15 protein-coding genes are annotated in these 16,407 nt (G+C 41.9%); 5 read left to right on the forward strand and 10 right to left on the reverse strand.

The features are described 5' to 3' along the window. Nucleotides 1–62: 62 nt before the first annotated feature. From S4054249_RS05625 to leuS, 9 genes are all read right to left on the reverse strand, one after another. On the reverse strand, nucleotides 63–818 hold the full coding sequence (locus tag S4054249_RS05625; RefSeq protein WP_046356656.1) for a septal ring lytic transglycosylase RlpA family protein: 756 nt from the start codon (nucleotides 816–818) through the stop codon (nucleotides 63–65). Nucleotides 819–821: 3 nt separating this feature from the next. Continuing rightward, entirely contained in the window at nucleotides 822–1,928 is a 1,107-nt protein-coding gene (gene rodA / locus S4054249_RS05630; RefSeq protein ID WP_046356655.1) for a rod shape-determining protein RodA, read from the reverse strand. Continuing rightward, a complete protein-coding gene (gene mrdA, locus S4054249_RS05635; RefSeq protein ID WP_046356654.1) occupies nucleotides 1,925–3,796 on the reverse strand; it encodes a penicillin-binding protein 2 in 1,872 nt (623 codons plus the stop codon). Before mrdA ends, rodA begins: the two co-directional genes overlap by 4 nt. Nucleotides 3,797–3,803: 7 nt before the next feature. Further along, entirely contained in the window at nucleotides 3,804–4,274 is a 471-nt protein-coding gene (gene rlmH, locus S4054249_RS05640; protein ID WP_046356653.1) for a 23S rRNA (pseudouridine(1915)-N(3))-methyltransferase RlmH, read from the reverse strand. A 1-nt stretch (nucleotide 4,275) separates the two neighbouring features. Then, nucleotides 4,276–4,593, reverse strand: a complete 318-nt coding sequence (gene rsfS, locus S4054249_RS05645) for a ribosome silencing factor (protein ID WP_046356652.1) — start codon at nucleotides 4,591–4,593, stop codon at nucleotides 4,276–4,278. 87 nt (nucleotides 4,594–4,680) lie between these two features. Next, nucleotides 4,681–5,310, reverse strand: a complete 630-nt coding sequence (gene nadD / locus S4054249_RS05650; protein ID WP_046356651.1) for a nicotinate-nucleotide adenylyltransferase — start codon at nucleotides 5,308–5,310, stop codon at nucleotides 4,681–4,683. Continuing rightward, nucleotides 5,310–6,368 carry a DNA polymerase III subunit delta gene (gene holA / locus S4054249_RS05655; RefSeq protein ID WP_046356650.1) on the reverse strand — a complete coding sequence of 353 codons (1,059 nt, stop codon included), beginning with the start codon at nucleotides 6,366–6,368 and terminating at the stop codon, nucleotides 5,310–5,312. Before holA ends, nadD begins: the two co-directional genes overlap by 1 nt. Continuing rightward, on the reverse strand, nucleotides 6,368–6,928 hold the full coding sequence (gene lptE, locus S4054249_RS05660; protein ID WP_046356649.1) for an LPS assembly lipoprotein LptE: 561 nt from the start codon (nucleotides 6,926–6,928) through the stop codon (nucleotides 6,368–6,370). Before lptE ends, holA begins: the two co-directional genes overlap by 1 nt. Next, nucleotides 6,928–9,516 (reverse strand): leucine--tRNA ligase, encoded by a 2,589-nt coding sequence (gene leuS / locus S4054249_RS05665; protein WP_046356648.1) that lies wholly within the window; start codon nucleotides 9,514–9,516, stop codon nucleotides 6,928–6,930. Before leuS ends, lptE begins: the two co-directional genes overlap by 1 nt. A 340-nt stretch (nucleotides 9,517–9,856) precedes the next feature. Here leuS and S4054249_RS05670 point away from each other — a divergent pair, with 340 nt between their 5' ends. The 4 genes from S4054249_RS05670 (at nucleotide 9,857) to S4054249_RS05685 (ending at nucleotide 13,696) form a co-directional block, all read left to right on the forward strand. Further along, the gene (locus S4054249_RS05670) at nucleotides 9,857–10,315 is read left to right on the forward strand and encodes a zinc ribbon-containing protein (protein ID WP_046356647.1); all 459 of its coding nucleotides are present in this window, start codon (nucleotides 9,857–9,859) and stop codon (nucleotides 10,313–10,315) included. A 45-nt stretch (nucleotides 10,316–10,360) separates the two neighbouring features. Beyond that, nucleotides 10,361–12,775 carry a Lon protease family protein gene (locus S4054249_RS05675; protein WP_046356646.1) on the forward strand — a complete coding sequence of 805 codons (2,415 nt, stop codon included), beginning with the start codon at nucleotides 10,361–10,363 and terminating at the stop codon, nucleotides 12,773–12,775. 8 nt (nucleotides 12,776–12,783) lie between these two features. Beyond that, nucleotides 12,784–13,263 (forward strand): FKBP-type peptidyl-prolyl cis-trans isomerase, encoded by a 480-nt coding sequence (locus S4054249_RS05680; protein WP_046356645.1) that lies wholly within the window; start codon nucleotides 12,784–12,786, stop codon nucleotides 13,261–13,263. Between the two features lie 103 nt (nucleotides 13,264–13,366). Continuing rightward, nucleotides 13,367–13,696: a hypothetical protein gene (locus tag S4054249_RS05685; protein WP_046356644.1), complete on the forward strand. Its 330-nt coding sequence runs from the start codon at nucleotides 13,367–13,369 to the stop codon at nucleotides 13,694–13,696. 40 nt (nucleotides 13,697–13,736) lie between these two features. Here the strand turns inward: S4054249_RS05685 and S4054249_RS05690 are convergent, their stop codons facing one another. Next, nucleotides 13,737–14,360 (reverse strand): TIGR04211 family SH3 domain-containing protein, encoded by a 624-nt coding sequence (locus tag S4054249_RS05690; RefSeq protein ID WP_046356643.1) that lies wholly within the window; start codon nucleotides 14,358–14,360, stop codon nucleotides 13,737–13,739. 341 nt (nucleotides 14,361–14,701) lie between these two features. Between S4054249_RS05690 and S4054249_RS05695 the strand changes: the two genes are divergently transcribed. Then, the gene (locus S4054249_RS05695; RefSeq protein ID WP_046356642.1) at nucleotides 14,702–16,219 is read left to right on the forward strand and encodes a CYTH and CHAD domain-containing protein; all 1,518 of its coding nucleotides are present in this window, start codon (nucleotides 14,702–14,704) and stop codon (nucleotides 16,217–16,219) included. The last annotated feature ends 188 nt before the right edge of the window (nucleotides 16,220–16,407 follow it).

Here is a 16,407-nt window from a genome sequence, read left to right on the forward strand (position 1 = left end):
TATACTTACATGCTGGCTTTAAGTCGCGGAACAAAAATTACGTAATTCAGATTTAGAATATTTTAAAGTTCATATTCGCTATAAAGCAAGAAAGCTTTGTTAAATTCACCTTCTTGTAAGGTTTGTAGCACCTTTTGTGCTGTCTGGTCATCCAAAATCGGTCCAAGTCGCAATTTGTAGAGATTATCTTCAAACGCGATAGGTGTACCTAATTCAAACTTATTCGAAAGCTGAGTCGCGAGTGCTTGCACATTCTCCATGTTGCTGCCAGCAGCTACTTGGACATAAGTTAATCTTGGGCTTTTGCGGTCAATGGTAATCGCCTCTATCTTAACCTCAGCTGTACCTTGTAAGTGATATCCAAGTTTATAGGCAGCGGCATATGAGAGATCGATTATTCTATCATCATGAAAAGGACCACGGTCGTTCACTCTGACAATCGCGCTCACATTATTTGCTAAATTAGTGACTTTGACAAAACTCGGTAGCGGCAGTGTTTTGTGCGCAGCGGTCATATCAAACATGTTGAAGGTTTCACCGTTGGATGTGTAGTAACCATGAAACTTTCGGCCATACCAAGAAGCAGTGCCTGTTTGGGTGAAACCTTTTTCATCAGAAATAGGCGTATAGCTTTTTCCTAAAACTGTATATGGGCGTCCAGCACTGACACTTTTGCGTTCATTAGTGACTTTGGCATCTTGCATTTCAAGCTGCGTAGGTGCGCGTAATGGCGCTTTATCTTGGCTAGTATGGTACCGGCTGCTACAAGCACTTAGGAATATTATGGCGCTTAAAGGGATAAATAGAGTTTTTTTCATAAATTATTTGAGTAGCATTTTTTTATCTGTTGCTATTGCCATAATGATACCGAAACCAGCCATCAGTGTAACCATTGATGTACCGCCGTAACTAATCAAAGGCAAAGGAACGCCAACCACGGGTAATAATCCTGAAACCATCCCAATGTTGACAAAAATATAGACGAAAAATGTGAGTGTGAGTGCACCTGCCAGTAATTTGCTAAATGCTTCTTGTGCGTTGACAGCGATGTAAAGGCCTCTTCCTATAATGAATAGGTAAACGCTAAGTAACATTACGACACCGAGCAGGCCAAATTCTTCACTGAGGACTGAGAAGATGAAATCAGTGTGTCGTTCAGGTAAAAACTCGAGTTGAGACTGTGTACCGTGTAGCCACCCTTTGCCTTCTATGCCACCGGATCCAATGGCTATCTTTGATTGAATGATATGATATCCAGCTCCAAGTGGGTCGCTCTCTGGGTCGAGTAAGGTTAAAACCCTCTGCTTTTGGTATTCATGCATTACAAAGTGCCACATGGCAAAAGCCCCGGGGATAGCCAGAAGTACACTGGTGCCAATTAGCCGCCAGCTCAGGCCAGACAAAAACAAGACAAATATGCCAGAGCTTGCAATGAGCAAAGAGGTACCTAAATCAGGTTGTTTTTGGATTAGGATTGTTGGTACAAGTACAATAGCGAACCCAATAATGATGTGCAGTATCTTTGGTGGTAGTTGCTGGCGTCCGATATACCAAGCCACCATCATTGGTACACCTAATTTCATTATCTCCGAAGGCTGGAATCGAGTGATCCCTATATCTAACCATCGCTTAGCGCCATTTATGGTGACACCAAAAAAGAAGACGCATATCAGCATAATTAGCCCAATTGTATATAACGGGAAAACAAGCCTTTTGAGCGTGTTTGGTGAAATTTGAGCCATGACAACAAGTGCAATAACAGCACCTAACATGCGTGTTGCATGGCGAGCCATCATATCCATGTTTTGGCCGCTGGCGCTATAAACTACGGCTAAACTGCCAGCCATCATAAGTAACAATGCTGCAAATAGCGGGAAGTCGATGTGAATGCGTTGCCAAAAAGAACGGCGCTGTCTTAATTGATTCATTTACCCTCCGTATGGCTTGGGTAAGTTTCGAAGTAATAGTCCATCAGTTTTCGTGCAATGGGTGCTGCAATAGTTGACCCGCCACCTTGGTTTTCAACAATAACGGTTACTACGATGCGCGGGTCGTTATACGGCGCAAAGCCGACATAAATACCATTATCTCGATGTTTTTCTTTGAGGCTCTCAGCATCGTACTTTTCGCCTTGAGCAATACTCACAATTTGGGCTGTGCCTGTTTTTCCAGCAGGGTCGTAAGTGGCACCTAAAAATGCCTTATGTGCAGTACCTCGGGCTTTTTTTACCGTGTTATGCATGGCATCTAACGCTATTTTCCAATGATGTGGGTTCTTTAACACCACTGGCGGTTTTTCTTCGGTATACATTTGTTCTACATCGTTATCTTGCTTTGCGACCTGCACGAGGTGGGGAGGGCGATGTATCCCTTTATTTACTAAAATAGAAACAGCATTGGTAATTTGCATCGGCGTCGCTGTCCAATAGCCTTGCCCAATGCCTACGGAAATGGTGTCTCCAGGCCACCAAGACTCTTTAAAACGCTGTCGCTTCCACTCGGTTGTCGGCATGATTGCCGGTGTTTCCTCATGGATATCAATACCAGATAAATCACCAAAGCCGAATTGACTCATGAAGTTACTGATTTTGGTGATCCCAAGTTTGTAAGCGGTCTCGTAAAAGTAGGTGTCACAAGATTGCTCAATCGCCTCATACACATCTACGTGTCCGTGCCCCCATCTCAGCCAGTCACGCCAACGGTGTTCGACATTGGGAATTTGAAAAAAACCAGGATCCCATATTTTGGTATCTTCTTTAACAATGCCTTCTTCTAAAGCCAAAATAGCAAGGTGAGGTTTAACCGTCGATGCAGGCGCATATCGCCCTTGAGTTGCTCTATTTATTAAAGGCCTATCGGGGTTAAGTAATGCACGATAATCTTTACTACTGATCCCATGTACAAACAAATTAGGATCGTAGCTGGGGTTTGAATAAAGGGCTAAGATCCCGCCATCTTTTGGGTCCATAACGACAATTGCACCGCGCACGCCTTCGAGTACTTCTTGGGCAATTTTCTGTAAGCCAATATCTAAAGTGAGCACCAGATCTTCACCTGGTTTAGGGTGCTCAATGCTGAGTGAACGAATTATACGCCCACGGTTATTCACCTCTACGCGTTGTGATCCTACTTGACCATGCAAGCGTTGTTCATAGAATTTTTCGATACCCAGTTTGCCAAAGTCATGTGTAGCACGATAATTTTTGGCCTGTCCTTGAGATTCAAGTTCACTGAGTTCTTTTTTATTGAGACGAGACACATATCCTAACGCATGGGTGAGTGCATCGCCATAAGGATAATGCCTAGCAAGCCTTGCTTCTACGCTGAATCCCGGAAATCGGTGCTGGTTGACGGAAAAAATGGCAACCTCTTGCTCATTCAATCGGGCTTTGAGCACTTGGCTTTTAAAACGTCTTGAGCGACGATTACTTTTTTTAACCGTATTTTTTTGTGCATCAGTGATGCTAATTATTTCACTTATTAATTCAAGCGACTTATCAAGGTCATCCACCTGCTCTGGGATCACCTCAAGGTTATAAACAGGCCTATTCTCGGCTAGCAGCACCCCGTTTCTATCGTAAATGAGTCCACGATTGGGTGCAATTGGGATAACTTTGATGCGATTATCATTTGAACGCGTTTGATACGTCTCGTGTTTCTCAACCTGTAACGTGTATATATTGTTCAGTAGCACGCCAATGAGAATGACGACAAAAACAAAGCCAACAAACGCGCGGCGTGCAAACAAATTGGCTTCTGCGCTGTGGTCGCGGATCGTTGGCCGGTTTTTTATCATGAAATATTTATTCTCTGTGGTAAGGGTGGTTATTGTTTAAGCTCCAGCCACGATATAGGCTTTCAGCTACGACAATTCTGACCAGCGGATGTGGCAAAGTGAGGTTTGAAAGTGACCACTTTTGCTCAGATGCTGTTATGCATTCTGGTGCGAGGCCCTCTGGTCCACCAATGAGTAAGCTGACATCTCGGCCATCAAGCTGCCATTTTTCCATGTTATTCGCTAATTGATGCGTATCCCAAGGCTTACCTGTTACTTCAAGCGTAACGATTCGATTTCCCTTTGGGATTGCAGCGAGGGTTTTTTCACCCTCTTGTTGCAAGATCCGTTTGATATCAGCATTTTTACCACGTTTACCCGCGGCAATTTCGATCAGCTCTAATGGCATATCCTTGGGGAAGCGTCTTTGGTATTCCTTAAATCCTGTTTCTACCCAAGCTGGCATTTTAGTACCAACCGCAATTAACTGAATTTTCACGTTAGCCCCAAAGCTTCTCTAAATCATAAAAATCGCGGGTCTGATCTTGCATCACATGTACAACCACATCACCAAGATCGACCAGTACCCATTCACCAGCATCTTGCCCTTCGTGTCCTAGAGGTGTTTCGCCTGCATGACGCGCCTCTTTTGCAACATGATCGGCGATAGATTGTACATGACGCTTAGAATTACCTGAGCAAATGACTAAAAAATCAGTGATTGATGATGTCTCACGTACATCTAATTTAACAATATCACGCGCTTTCATATCGTCGACTTTATCTAATGCAAAGTCTAAAAGTTGTTTTGAATCCAAATCAGAATCTCTTTACTGTGTACACTTCAATTAAGGGCGCAATTCTAACATGATTTTGAGCAGAATTCCCAAGCTGATTAGCGACAGCTAAAGTGCGTATAACTTATTGTTATTGATATAGGCTAAGACAGGCTTGGGCAACCAAGGTTCAACGGTTTTGCCAAATTTTATGGCTTGGCGAATTTCACTGGATGCTGCGCAAAAAGCTTTACCTGTCAAAAAGTAACACTTACCAGCGGGTGTTTGATGTAAATCGCTTGGTGAGGTGGCTTTGGCGTGAGTCAAATAGGCTTCTAGTTGTTCACAGGGCGCATATTGGTCCCCTGGTCTTGCGTAAACCACTATATGGCATAGTCGCGTGATAGTTTGCCATTGGTACCAAGTACTGAATCCATTAAAAGAGTCCATGCCCATTAAAAACGCGATGGGTTCTTCTGGGTATTCTGCTCTGAGCTCTTTTAAAGTAAGCACTGTAAATGAGGGTTCCGTACGCTTAACTTCTCGAGTATCAATGTGAAACTTTGGCTGATCTTGCGTTGCTAACTCTAACATTGCAATGCGATGTTCTGTAGAAATGCTTGGGCCTTTTTTATGAACTGGTGTTGCATTGGGCATAAATGCCAATGAGCTCAAAGAGAGCTCATCTAGACAGTGGTTTGCCATATTGAGATGCCCGAGGTGGATCGGATCAAATGTACCGCCAAATAGTGCAATCATCAGTATACTCCGCCCAGTTGTTCACTATCATTGGTAAATGGCATTGAAAAGGTGACAGGTTGGCAGAAGCTTAACGCAATATGTGCGAGACCTTGAAATGGTGCGTTCAGTGCATTGCTTTTAAACGCTGAGTCAAATTGTCCTAACAATATTATGATATTTTCTAACTGAGATATTGGCAGTCTATCCAAAGCTTGCTGTGTTGGTTGTTGTTGATTTTTCCAGACATTGAACTGTTTGAACAATTGGCTAATTGGTTGGCCTTGCACTAGTGCACGTTTCATATTTAAAAGTGTTTGAGCTTGATTTTGCAGGGTCCACGCAACGCTAGTCGGCTCGACATTATCGGTCGCTAGTTTATTTAGCACTTTGATAATGTACTTGGGGTTGCCTTTTAGAAGGCCTTCATTCAAATCGAAAATATCAAATTTTGCTTGATTGAGTAGGCCGCCCATCAACTGTTGTTGATCTATAAGAGTGTCTTTATAGAGTAAAGATAGCTTTTCTAGCTCTTGATAAGTGGCAAGTAGGTTACCCTCTGTGGCCAATAATAAACTGCGCTTAGCATCACTTTTTAAATTAACTTTTAGACGTTTACATTCTTCATCAAGCCACTTTTCAAGGTGGAAGCCTGTCAAAGGGTAGCAGGGCACAAACAAGCCACTTTTATCCAGTGCTTTGAACCAAGCAGAACGCTGAATATCTTGGCCTGCTTTTGCGCCTTTGATGATCAAAATGACATCAGGGTTTATGTTGGCTGCAATCTCTTTGAGGATATTAACGCCTTGTGTTGGTGGCTTTTGCTGGTTTAAGTCCAGCTCAATGACCGTTCTGGCGCTAAATAAAGACATGCTATTGTATTGGGCAATGATTTCCTGCCAATCAAAGCCTGGTAATAAGGCGAACTTTATCGTCTCATCAAAGCCTTGCTTTTTGGCTACTTGGCGGATATTGAGAACACAATTACCTTCTTGGAATGGCTCTTCACCAAAAACAAGGTAGAAAGGGTGCAGGCCTTTACTTAACTGACCTGCTAATTGATTTGCATAACAGCGCATTAGAGTTGTGACAATTCGCGAATAATTCTTTTGGTGGCTAACTTGCGCATTTCTGTCAAAATAATTTCTAGTTCTTTAGACTTGGCAAGCGAGTTGGTTGGATCATCTTGATAGTTTCGATAGAGTTCAAAGCTTTGCTCAATGGGAGCCTGATCTGGACGTGCAAGGCGATATGAAACTTTGTATGCAAGCTCATACTGTGCGACTTGTCCATTTTGGAAGAGGCTTAACGTTTGTCTGTTTAACTCATCTTGGTATAGATGTAGTTCAGCTGTGAGCTTGGAGTTTTGACTATCAATTTGATCATTAAGTGTTACTTTTGAACGCTGCAGTTCATACTTTAATTGTTCGTATAACGCAGATTTTTGATCATCTCCTGTTAAATGCAGCACCCGTAAATCTTCAGGAATATAGGACGCTTGTTTGAGGTGAAAACCACAGCCTGTGACAGCAAAACAGACTAGCAAAATTGCCAGTCTATTTTTAATGTCTGCAAGCGAGCGAACAGCGGAGCCAATTTGGCCCGCTGTTGAAATGACTTGCTGAACAAAGCCAATCATTAGTTTGCAACCACATTGAGTAGTTTGCCTGGTACATAAATTACTTTGCGGATGGTTTTTCCGTCAGTGAATTTAGTCACATTTTCTTCGGCAAATGCAATCGCTTCTACTTGTTCCTGAGTTGCATCAGCTGCCACAGTTAGCTTAGCGCGCAGTTTACCGTTAACTTGAACAACGATAAGCTTTTCATCTTCCACTAAAGCACTTTGGTCTACCACAGGCCACGATGCATCTAGTACATCTCCGTCATGGCCAAGTTGTTGCCATAACTCGTGACACATATGTGGCGTAATTGGCGCAAGCATAATAATCATGGCATTGAGCGCTTCGTTCGCAAGTGCAATGTCTTGTTCGCTCTCTAGTGGCGCTTTAAGTAGCTTGTTAGATAATTCCATGATCGCAGCAATTGCAGTATTGAATGTTTGACGACGCTCAACATCGTCAGAAACTTTGGCAATGGCTTTGTGAATTTCACGGCGAAGTGCTTTTTGGTTGCCAGAAAACTTGCTGAGATCTAAGTCTGCGTGACCCGCATTTTTCACGTCAACCGCATATTTCCATACACGGCGAAGGAATCGTTGTGCACCTTCAACACCAGAGTCAGACCATTCAAGTGTTTGCTCAGGCGGTGCTGTAAACATCATAAATAAGCGAACCGTGTCAGCACCATACTGCTTGATAACCGTTTGTGGATCGATACCATTATTCTTGGACTTAGACATTTTACCCATGCCGGCAGACATAACAGGCTGACCATCATCTTTATGCCAAGCTTTAATGATACGACCTTTGTCGTCTTTTTCAGTTTCAACATCAAGGGGAGAAATCCAGATATCACCGCCTTTTTCATCTTTGCGGAAATACGTATCAGCTAATACCATACCTTGACATAATAAACGCTCAAATGGCTCATCAGAATTAACTAATCCGAAATCTCTTAGTAGCTTGTGGAAGAAACGAGAGTAAAGTAGGTGCAAAATAGCGTGTTCGATACCACCAATATATTGGTTAACAGGTAACCAATAGTTTGCAGCACCTGGCTCTAACATACCTTCATCGTAACGTGGGCTACAATAACGCGCATAGTACCAAGAAGACTCCATGAAGGTATCAAATGTATCTGTTTCATGGAAAGCTTGCTCACCATTCACAGTTGCTTTCGCCCATTCAGGATCGGCTTTGATTGGCGAAGTTACTCCGTCCATTACGACGTCTTCAGGTAAGCGAACCGGCAGCATTTCTTCAGTGGCCGCAAGCTCAGAACCATCCTCTTTACTTAGCATTGGGATTGGAGAGCCCCAGTAACGCTGACGGCTTACACCCCAGTCACGCAGGCGGAAGTTAACTTTACGCTGACCGGCACCGATGCCTTCTAATTTTTCAGCAATGGCATCAAAAGCAGCTTGAAAATCTAGTCCGTCAAATTCACTAGAATTGATTAGCACGCCTTTCTCAGTAAATGCTTCTTTCGCTAAATCAGCTGACTGTTCAGCATCTGCAGCAGGGCTAATTACTTGCTTTATTTCAAGGCCGTAAGCAGTTGCAAATTCATAGTCGCGTTGGTCGTGACCAGGTACCGCCATCACGGCACCAGAGCCGTAATCCATCAATACAAAGTTTGCAATCCAGATAGGTACTTCTTTACCTGTTAATGGGTGAATCGCGGTAAAGCCCGTTGCGATACCTTTTTTATCCATAGTCGCTAAATCAGCTTCAGCTACTTTGGTGTTTTTGCACTCTTCAACAAATGCAGCAACAGCTTGGTTATTTTGTGCCGCTTCTAAAGCAATTGGATGACCAGCAGCAACGGCAACATACGTGACACCCATAAAGGTATCTGGGCGTGTTGTATACACAGTGAAGCTTTCGTTGTTATCAGCACGCTTAAAGTCGATCTCTAAACCTTCAGAGCGTCCGATCCAGTTGCGCTGCATGGTTTTAACTTGTTCTGGCCAATGATCAAGCTTATCTAAATCGTCAAGTAGTTCTTGCGCATAATCAGTAATTTTAATGAACCACTGAGGAATTTCTTTTTGTTCTACAAGTGCGCCTGAACGCCAACCGCGACCATCGATCACCTGCTCATTCGCAAGGACAGTTTGGTCAACTGGATCCCAGTTTACGGTAGACATCTTCTTGTACACTAGGCCTTTTTCATACAGTTTTGTGAAGAACCATTGTTCCCACTTGTAGTATTCAGGGTGACAAGTCGCGATTTCTCGATCCCAATCATATCCAAAGCCTAATTGCTTTAACTGACCACGCATGTAGTCGATGTTTTCATAAGTCCATTTGGCTGGTGCCGTATTGTTTTTGATAGCCGCATTTTCAGCTGGTAGACCGAATGCATCCCAGCCCATAGGCTGCATGACATTTTTGCCTTGCAAGCGCTGGAAGCGCGACACAACATCACCGATTGTATAGTTACGGACATGGCCCATGTGGAGTTTACCACTTGGGTAAGGGAACATAGACAAGCAGTAGTATTTTTCTTTGCTTTCGTCTTCGACTACTTTAAATGTTTTGTTTTCTTCCCAATAGGATTGAACCTTGGGTTCGATTTCTTGTGGGTTGTATTGCTCTTGCATTGACGTTTCCAGACTTCTTGCAAACTGATTGTAAAATTGGTCAATAGCATACCCGAAAACTGTGCTTGATCACAGCGTCTGATAAGCATTTTCAGCTGATTAATGTGATTTTAGTCGATTTCGTTTGGTTCAATTATCAGCATACTAAATAGTTCATTGGCTGAGGCTCAATGGCCCTTTTTGAACGGTGCTCTATACTTGGCTTATATTAGTAATATTATCCAACGCTTGTTGTGATGACTCCATAAATCAATTGTTTTTGTAGTTTTTTAGTAATGCACTCTGGTTTATTTGAAGTTCATGCACACAACTTGTGGAGTGTAGTTGGGTAGGAGGCGACATGGCAGATTATCAACAATGGCTGAGTGACTTTTCCAAGTGGTGTAAGGACGTGAAGGAACATGAGCTTAAAAAGTTGATGGATGACTTTTTACAGGAAGAAGAAAAGTGGCGACAGTTTGGGAAAAATAAACTCAGTGATTATCGACACTATTTTAAGCGTGACTTACAGCATATTTCGGAGTTTCAGGACTACTATGAGGGGGTTGCATGGGAAGAATTCAAAGAGTCTGTTTTGTATGAGCTGGCTTATTTAGAGGATAGGACGCAGCTTGAGTGGCATGCATTGATGAGTGATTTTGCGCATGATGGTATTTATAAAGAGGGTGAATGGATAGCTTTGGGGCAATTAGTGTGTAAGAATTGCGGCAATAAAATCGATGTTTATCACTCTATTGAAATAAAAGCTTGCAGCGAATGTGGACATGATACGTTTTTAAGAAAAGCGCTCACGCCTTAGCCATCGTGCTTTAATTTTTTAAGGTGAACAATAAAGAAATCAGGAATGACTAAAACAATTAAGCCACTGAGTTCGGAGCAATTGACTCCGACAGTTTCTTTGCAGCATATACGTTCATGTATGCAAAACCCTTATCCAGAGTCTTTACCTTTTATCGGTCAACAACGTGCACAAAGTGCGCTTGATTTTGCACTTGGTATGGAGTTGCCTGGTTATAATGTGTTCGTAATGGGGGAAGCGGCTACCGGTCGTTTTACCATGGTCAAGGATAAGCTAGAAGCCCATAGTAAAACACGCCCAACGCCAAAAGAATGGCTTTACGTCAATAACTATGAAGACCACCGAGAGCCAATAACGATGTTTATGCAACCGGGGGAAAGCCGTCAGCTAGCGGACGACATTGACGCTTTTTTGGATGAGGTGGTGGATACTTTCCCCGCGGCATTTGATAACCCGGGTTATCAGCGCAAAAAAAAGTCGATAGATAGGGATTTTGATAATAAATATAATGCCGCACTCACTGCGGTTGAGCAGTTGGCAATCAACAAAAGTGTGGTAATGCTTGAAGAAAATGGTGCGGTGAGTTTCGTCCCTGTGGTGAATGGCAAGCAGCTGGATGACAATGAGTTCAATGCGCTTGGGGAGCAGGCTCAAACCCAATTCTTCGACGCCATCGATGAACTTGAAGACGGCTTAATAGAAGCCTTAATAGAACTGCCGCGCTGGAAAAGAGAATCCTCAGAAAAGCTCAGAAAATTAAAAAAAACCACGATAGAGTTGGCGACTAAACCATTGCTTAAAGCGCTTGAGCATAAATATGCAAGTCATATTGGCGTTATCCGTTACTTGAAAGACTTGAGAGTTGAAATTGTTGAGGCGGTTTTAGATTGGTTAGATGATGATTCGGCAAGTACAGATGAGCAAAAGGATGATTTTGACGCAAAAGGCATGCTAACTGACTTTTTCGCGCCGAATATTCTCATTGAATATAAAGACGGTGCGCCAGCTCCAGTTGTGTACGAGCCAAACCCTACATTTGGCAATATATTTGGCAAAATTGAATATGAAAGTTCTCAAGGGTCGTTAATTACCAGCTATCGCTCAATTCAAGCTGGGGCGCTTCATCGTGCCAATGGCGGCTACTTAATTATGGATGCAGATAAAGTATTATCATCACCGCAAGTTTGGGATGGTTTGAAGTTATCATTGAAAACGCACCAGATAAAAAATGATTTGCCATTTCAAGACAGCTCGGTAGGTAGTAGTTTTACATTAAAGCCACAATTGATCCCAATGGATGTCAAAATTATTTTATTGGGTTCTAGAGATCTGTATTACACGATCAGTGAGTACGATGAGGAATTTGGTGAGTTGTTCCGTGTATTAGCTGATTTTGACTATTACTTGCCCTCTAGTGACAGGCTTCAATATCAATTTGTCAGCAAAGTACAGGAATATTGTGAACAAACACTAAACTGCGGATTGACGGCTGAAGGCTTAGTTCGACTATTAAAATTTAGCTATCGTCAAGCGGAACATAGAAGCAAGTTATCAGCGCGTTTTGCGGACGTTTTAGAGCTTGTTGCTGAAGCTAGTTATTATGCAAGGCAAGATAATGAAGAGACCATCGATGAGCATCATATCAATGAAGCCCTGATAGGTAAGCAATATCGCACCGGTCAGCTTAGCGAAAATATGCTCAGTGATATCGAAGAAGGGCATACGCTTATTGCGACTCAAGGAGAAGCTGTAGGCAAAGTGAATGGTTTAACGGTTTTACATATCGGTGATACTGCTTTTGGGACGCCTGCGAGAATAACAGCAACAGTATACGCAGGCTCAGATGGTGTTATTGATGTCGAGCGAGAAGCTGAACTAGGAAAATCTATTCACTCCAAAGGTGTTATGTTGCTTACAGGCTATTTGGGAAATAAATATGCGCAGCAATTTAGTTTAACTTTGAGCGCGAATATCGCCATTGAACAAAGCTATGGATATATAGATGGTGATAGTGCGTCTTTAGCCGAGTTATGCGGTTTGATTTCTGCCATTACGCAATTGCCGATAGCGCAATCTCTGGCGTTAACCGGTTCTATTAACCAACATGGTGAAGTTCAAGCTGTCGGTGGCGTAAATGAAAAAGTAGAGGGCTTTTTTAAGCTCTGTAAAATGCGTGGTCTTACAGGCAAGCAGGGAGTTATTATCCCACACTCAAATTTGATAAATTTAGTGCTAGCAGACGATGTGGTTCAAGCTATTGAAAAAAAGAAGTTTCATTTGTATGCAGTAAAGAGTGTTGATGAAGCTCTTGAACTTCTGATGGATGTTCCAGCTGGAAAGGCGACCAATAATGAGATATATCCGCAAGGTACAATCAATCAATTAGCACTAAAACGACTTGAGCAAATCGCACAAGTTGTAAATGGTGAAGAAAAAGAAACATCAGAAGACACGGAGTAGGAATAGATATGTCCGTAACAAGTATCGTAGTGACCATTTTAGCCCTCGGACTGGCTTGGTTTATTTACAATGGTAACCAGAAACAAAAACAAATTGCGCAAATTAATCGACATGATGCGGAAGCGTTTCTAGCCTCAAATGCTCAGAAGGATGGGGTGATAACGACTCAGAGTGGTTTGCAGTATGAAATATTAGAAAAAGGAGACGGGACTGTCTTTCCTACGATCAAAAACAGTGTGCGTGTGCATTACCATGGAACTTTACTCAGTGGAGTGGTTTTTGATAGTTCTGTTGATCGCGGTCAAGCAATAAACTTTACCCCTCAGCAGGTGATAGAAGGGTGGAAAGAAGCGCTACAGCTGATGGTAGAAGGTGACAAATTTAAGCTTTATATCCATCCTGACCTAGGGTATGGAAATAAGTCAGCGGGTAAAATCAGTGCAGGTTCTCTATTAATTTTTGAGGTGGAGCTACTCAGTATTCAATAGAGCTCAACACACATAGTGTTGTGTATTTGTTAATTTTAACTTGCAATTTTTTTTGTATGTGATTTAAATGGGTACAGGTATCGTCATGGCAAGGAGGTGATACTTGACATATCTGTTTCTGATAATCGTTAGTTTTGGTGGGGCGTTACTTTGCAGAAAATTAAGTATCAATAAACTAAAGACAATTGAACGCTACTTGAGCTCTGCTTACCCCCGCATATACCATGAATTATCACTAGATAGGTTTGATATTGGTAAACAAGCATCATTCGAATACAATCTGGCTGAATGTTCTTCTGTTGGGAAAATCAACAGCCTAGGCGATTCAAAGCTTAAAAACCATATGTTTGAATTGTTTGCAGCCGATGTTGGGGCATTGTTTTTTTCTTTTGGCTGCGTACTCTTTTTATCTATCATGGTGTTAGATGTTTAAAACCAACCCACTTTGTTTAACAAAGTGGGTTTTTTATTATTTAACTCCAGCCGTCATATCTTTTTCTACGTGATAAAAATAAAGTCAATAAAACACCTAAGATTAATCCAGACAAAGCAATTCCTCCCCCATAGGTGAGCAGCTTATGCTGTTCTTCTTTGACTTGATTTTGGTTTGACTCGGTTTGCTGCTGCAGTTGAATGTTCAGATCTTGAATCGTGGCTTGTAATTCAATATTTTGAGACTCCAATAATGCATAATCGTTCTGTAAATTGGGGACTGATGCTTTTAGGCCGTCAAGTTGACGCTCAGCTTCTGCAAGCGACTCATTCAATTGATTAACTTGCTGCTTTAATCCAGTTTCTGCAGTGACGAATTGTGATTCAACCCAACCGCTTCTATTTTTGTTATCTATGATCCGCACAAAATTATTTTCTTGCTCGTTGGTTATTTGTACAGGGGTGCCTGCTTCAACGGAGCCTAGAATTCGATAGTTTTTCCCAGGGCCTGAATGCATAAATAAGTAGAGGTTATCAACAATAAAACCATTAGGTGTATTTTGTTGCGCCGTTTGTTCTTGTGGGGCGTCCAGATTGTCTTCCTCTGCATGAAGTGCAATAGGAGCAAAAACAAACAAAAGTGGCAATACGAGGCGTTTGATCATTCTCGAGCCCTTATTTTTTTAAGGTTTATATGAATTTATGAAAATAGTATGGCTTTAAAAAGCGCTTGGCAAGGGATTAAGGTGTGATCATGTTTTTTTATTTCTTTATGTGCATTGCAGTAAAGGTTATCTTGTTTCAAACTCGTGGTGATATGTGTTCCGAAATAGTGTAAATAGCACTGTATTGGTGGCCGTTGTCGCGGTTATGGAAGTCAGTTGTTAAGTATGCAACTTAATGCAATTTGCATTCATTTACCCTTTGTTTGTGGGAAAAGATTGCAAAATTAGGTGTCTTTGTATATTTTGAACGTTCTCATATTACAAAGGTAACCTACCTCCTAATGGACACTGAAATAGAACTGAAGTTTTTGGTTTCAGACAACGAAGTTCCGCTTATTCCAGCATTGATCACTCAGTTTGCAAAGCGGGTTAATAACAAGCCGGCAAAAAATTTAGAAAATGCATATTATGATACGCCTAGTAGAGAATTAAGGGCGTTAGATATAGGGCTTCGCACACGTTGTCAAGACGATGACTGTGAGCAGACAATCAAGCTTTCTGGTGAGGTACTAGGGGGTCTTCATCAACGCCCAGAATACAATTTACCATTAAAAACAAGAAAACCAGATATTTTTGCTTTTGATGCAAGCATTTGGCCAATTGGAATGCGACTAGAGTCAATTGCCGAAAACTTATTTCCGATATTTAGCACAAATTTCATCAGAAGAACCTGGCTGATAGAAACCGAATCGGGCAGTTTAATTGAAGTGGTATTGGATAAAGGCGAAGTATCGGCCAGCGGTAAGTCTGAAGCGATTTCTGAACTAGAGATAGAGCTGGTAGAAGGAGAGCGCGTTGATTTATTTTTATTGGCAGAGCAACTGGTCGCACAGGTCGGACTAAGGCTAGGGTATTACTCTAAAGCTGCCAGAGGGTACCGTTTAGCGGATGATAAGCCGTTACAAGCGAACAAAGAAATCGGGTTTGTACCGTTATCTAGCGATATGAATCAAGAGCAAGCGTTTATAAAAACCATTAACTACGCAATTGCACTGGTTCAAAAACATGAGCAATGTTATGTCAATGAGCCAAGCTTAAAAACTTTAAAACGTATCATAGATGGAGTCCGTTTAATTAAGCATGCTTTTTGGTTATTCGAAGAGTTTGTTGCAAGAGAAACTACGGATAGCCTACGCAAAGAACTAAAGTGGTTGTTAGGGGAGCTTGATTGGGTAGAGAGTGCCATCTATTTAAAGACGTACACATCTAAAAGACATGCTTACTACAAACGCATTCATGGTGCACCAGAGCTGTCTCAAGTGATTAATGACCTGAAAAGTGTTCAGCCGACCAAAACGGATTTAGAAGATCTGTTCCACTGTCCGCGATATAACAAGCTATTATTGTCATTGACTCGTTGGTTAATGGAAAAAAGTTGGCGACAGCAGTGGGATCAAAATGCAATAAAATCGGCGCAGAGCAGTGTCCGTTCGATGGCCAAAAAAACGTTCGATTTAGAGTGGAAAAAGCTTAAATCTATTTTTCCTGAGAAAAGCGCCATGTCTCTCGAGCAGTATGTTCAAACACGTTCAAGTATTGAAGAGATGTTACTGAGTGGTAGCTGTTTAGGTGGGCTATTTGATGAAGAGCTAAGGCTGAGCTTTAGAGCGCCTTGGATGGACATTCTCGCTGGTATTTATGAACTGGAAACATTGCATTATTTACAGCAGCTCTGTGAAGGGCAAGAAGCTCAACCACTGTCTGAAATTTTGGTTTGGTTACAGCAAAAGTCGGATTTTTTGATCAGTGCAATGGATCAGAGTCGAGACGCATCAATTAATTGTGAGCCTTATTGGTAAGAACTGGGCTTCATAATACTGAATCTAGGGCACTTTTTAGCGTCCTAGGTCTATATATATAAACTAAAATTCAGCCGGTAAAAAATATACTTTCGAGCGCTGTTGCCTCTTAGTATTTGCTTCCCACCGAGAATCTTGCGCCCCTAATTACTAATATAATGCTATTCAATCTTATCTAAATAGGTAAC

Source organism: Pseudoalteromonas luteoviolacea (genome assembly GCF_001750165.1).
Lineage (GTDB): Bacteria > Pseudomonadota > Gammaproteobacteria > Enterobacterales > Alteromonadaceae > Pseudoalteromonas > Pseudoalteromonas luteoviolacea_G.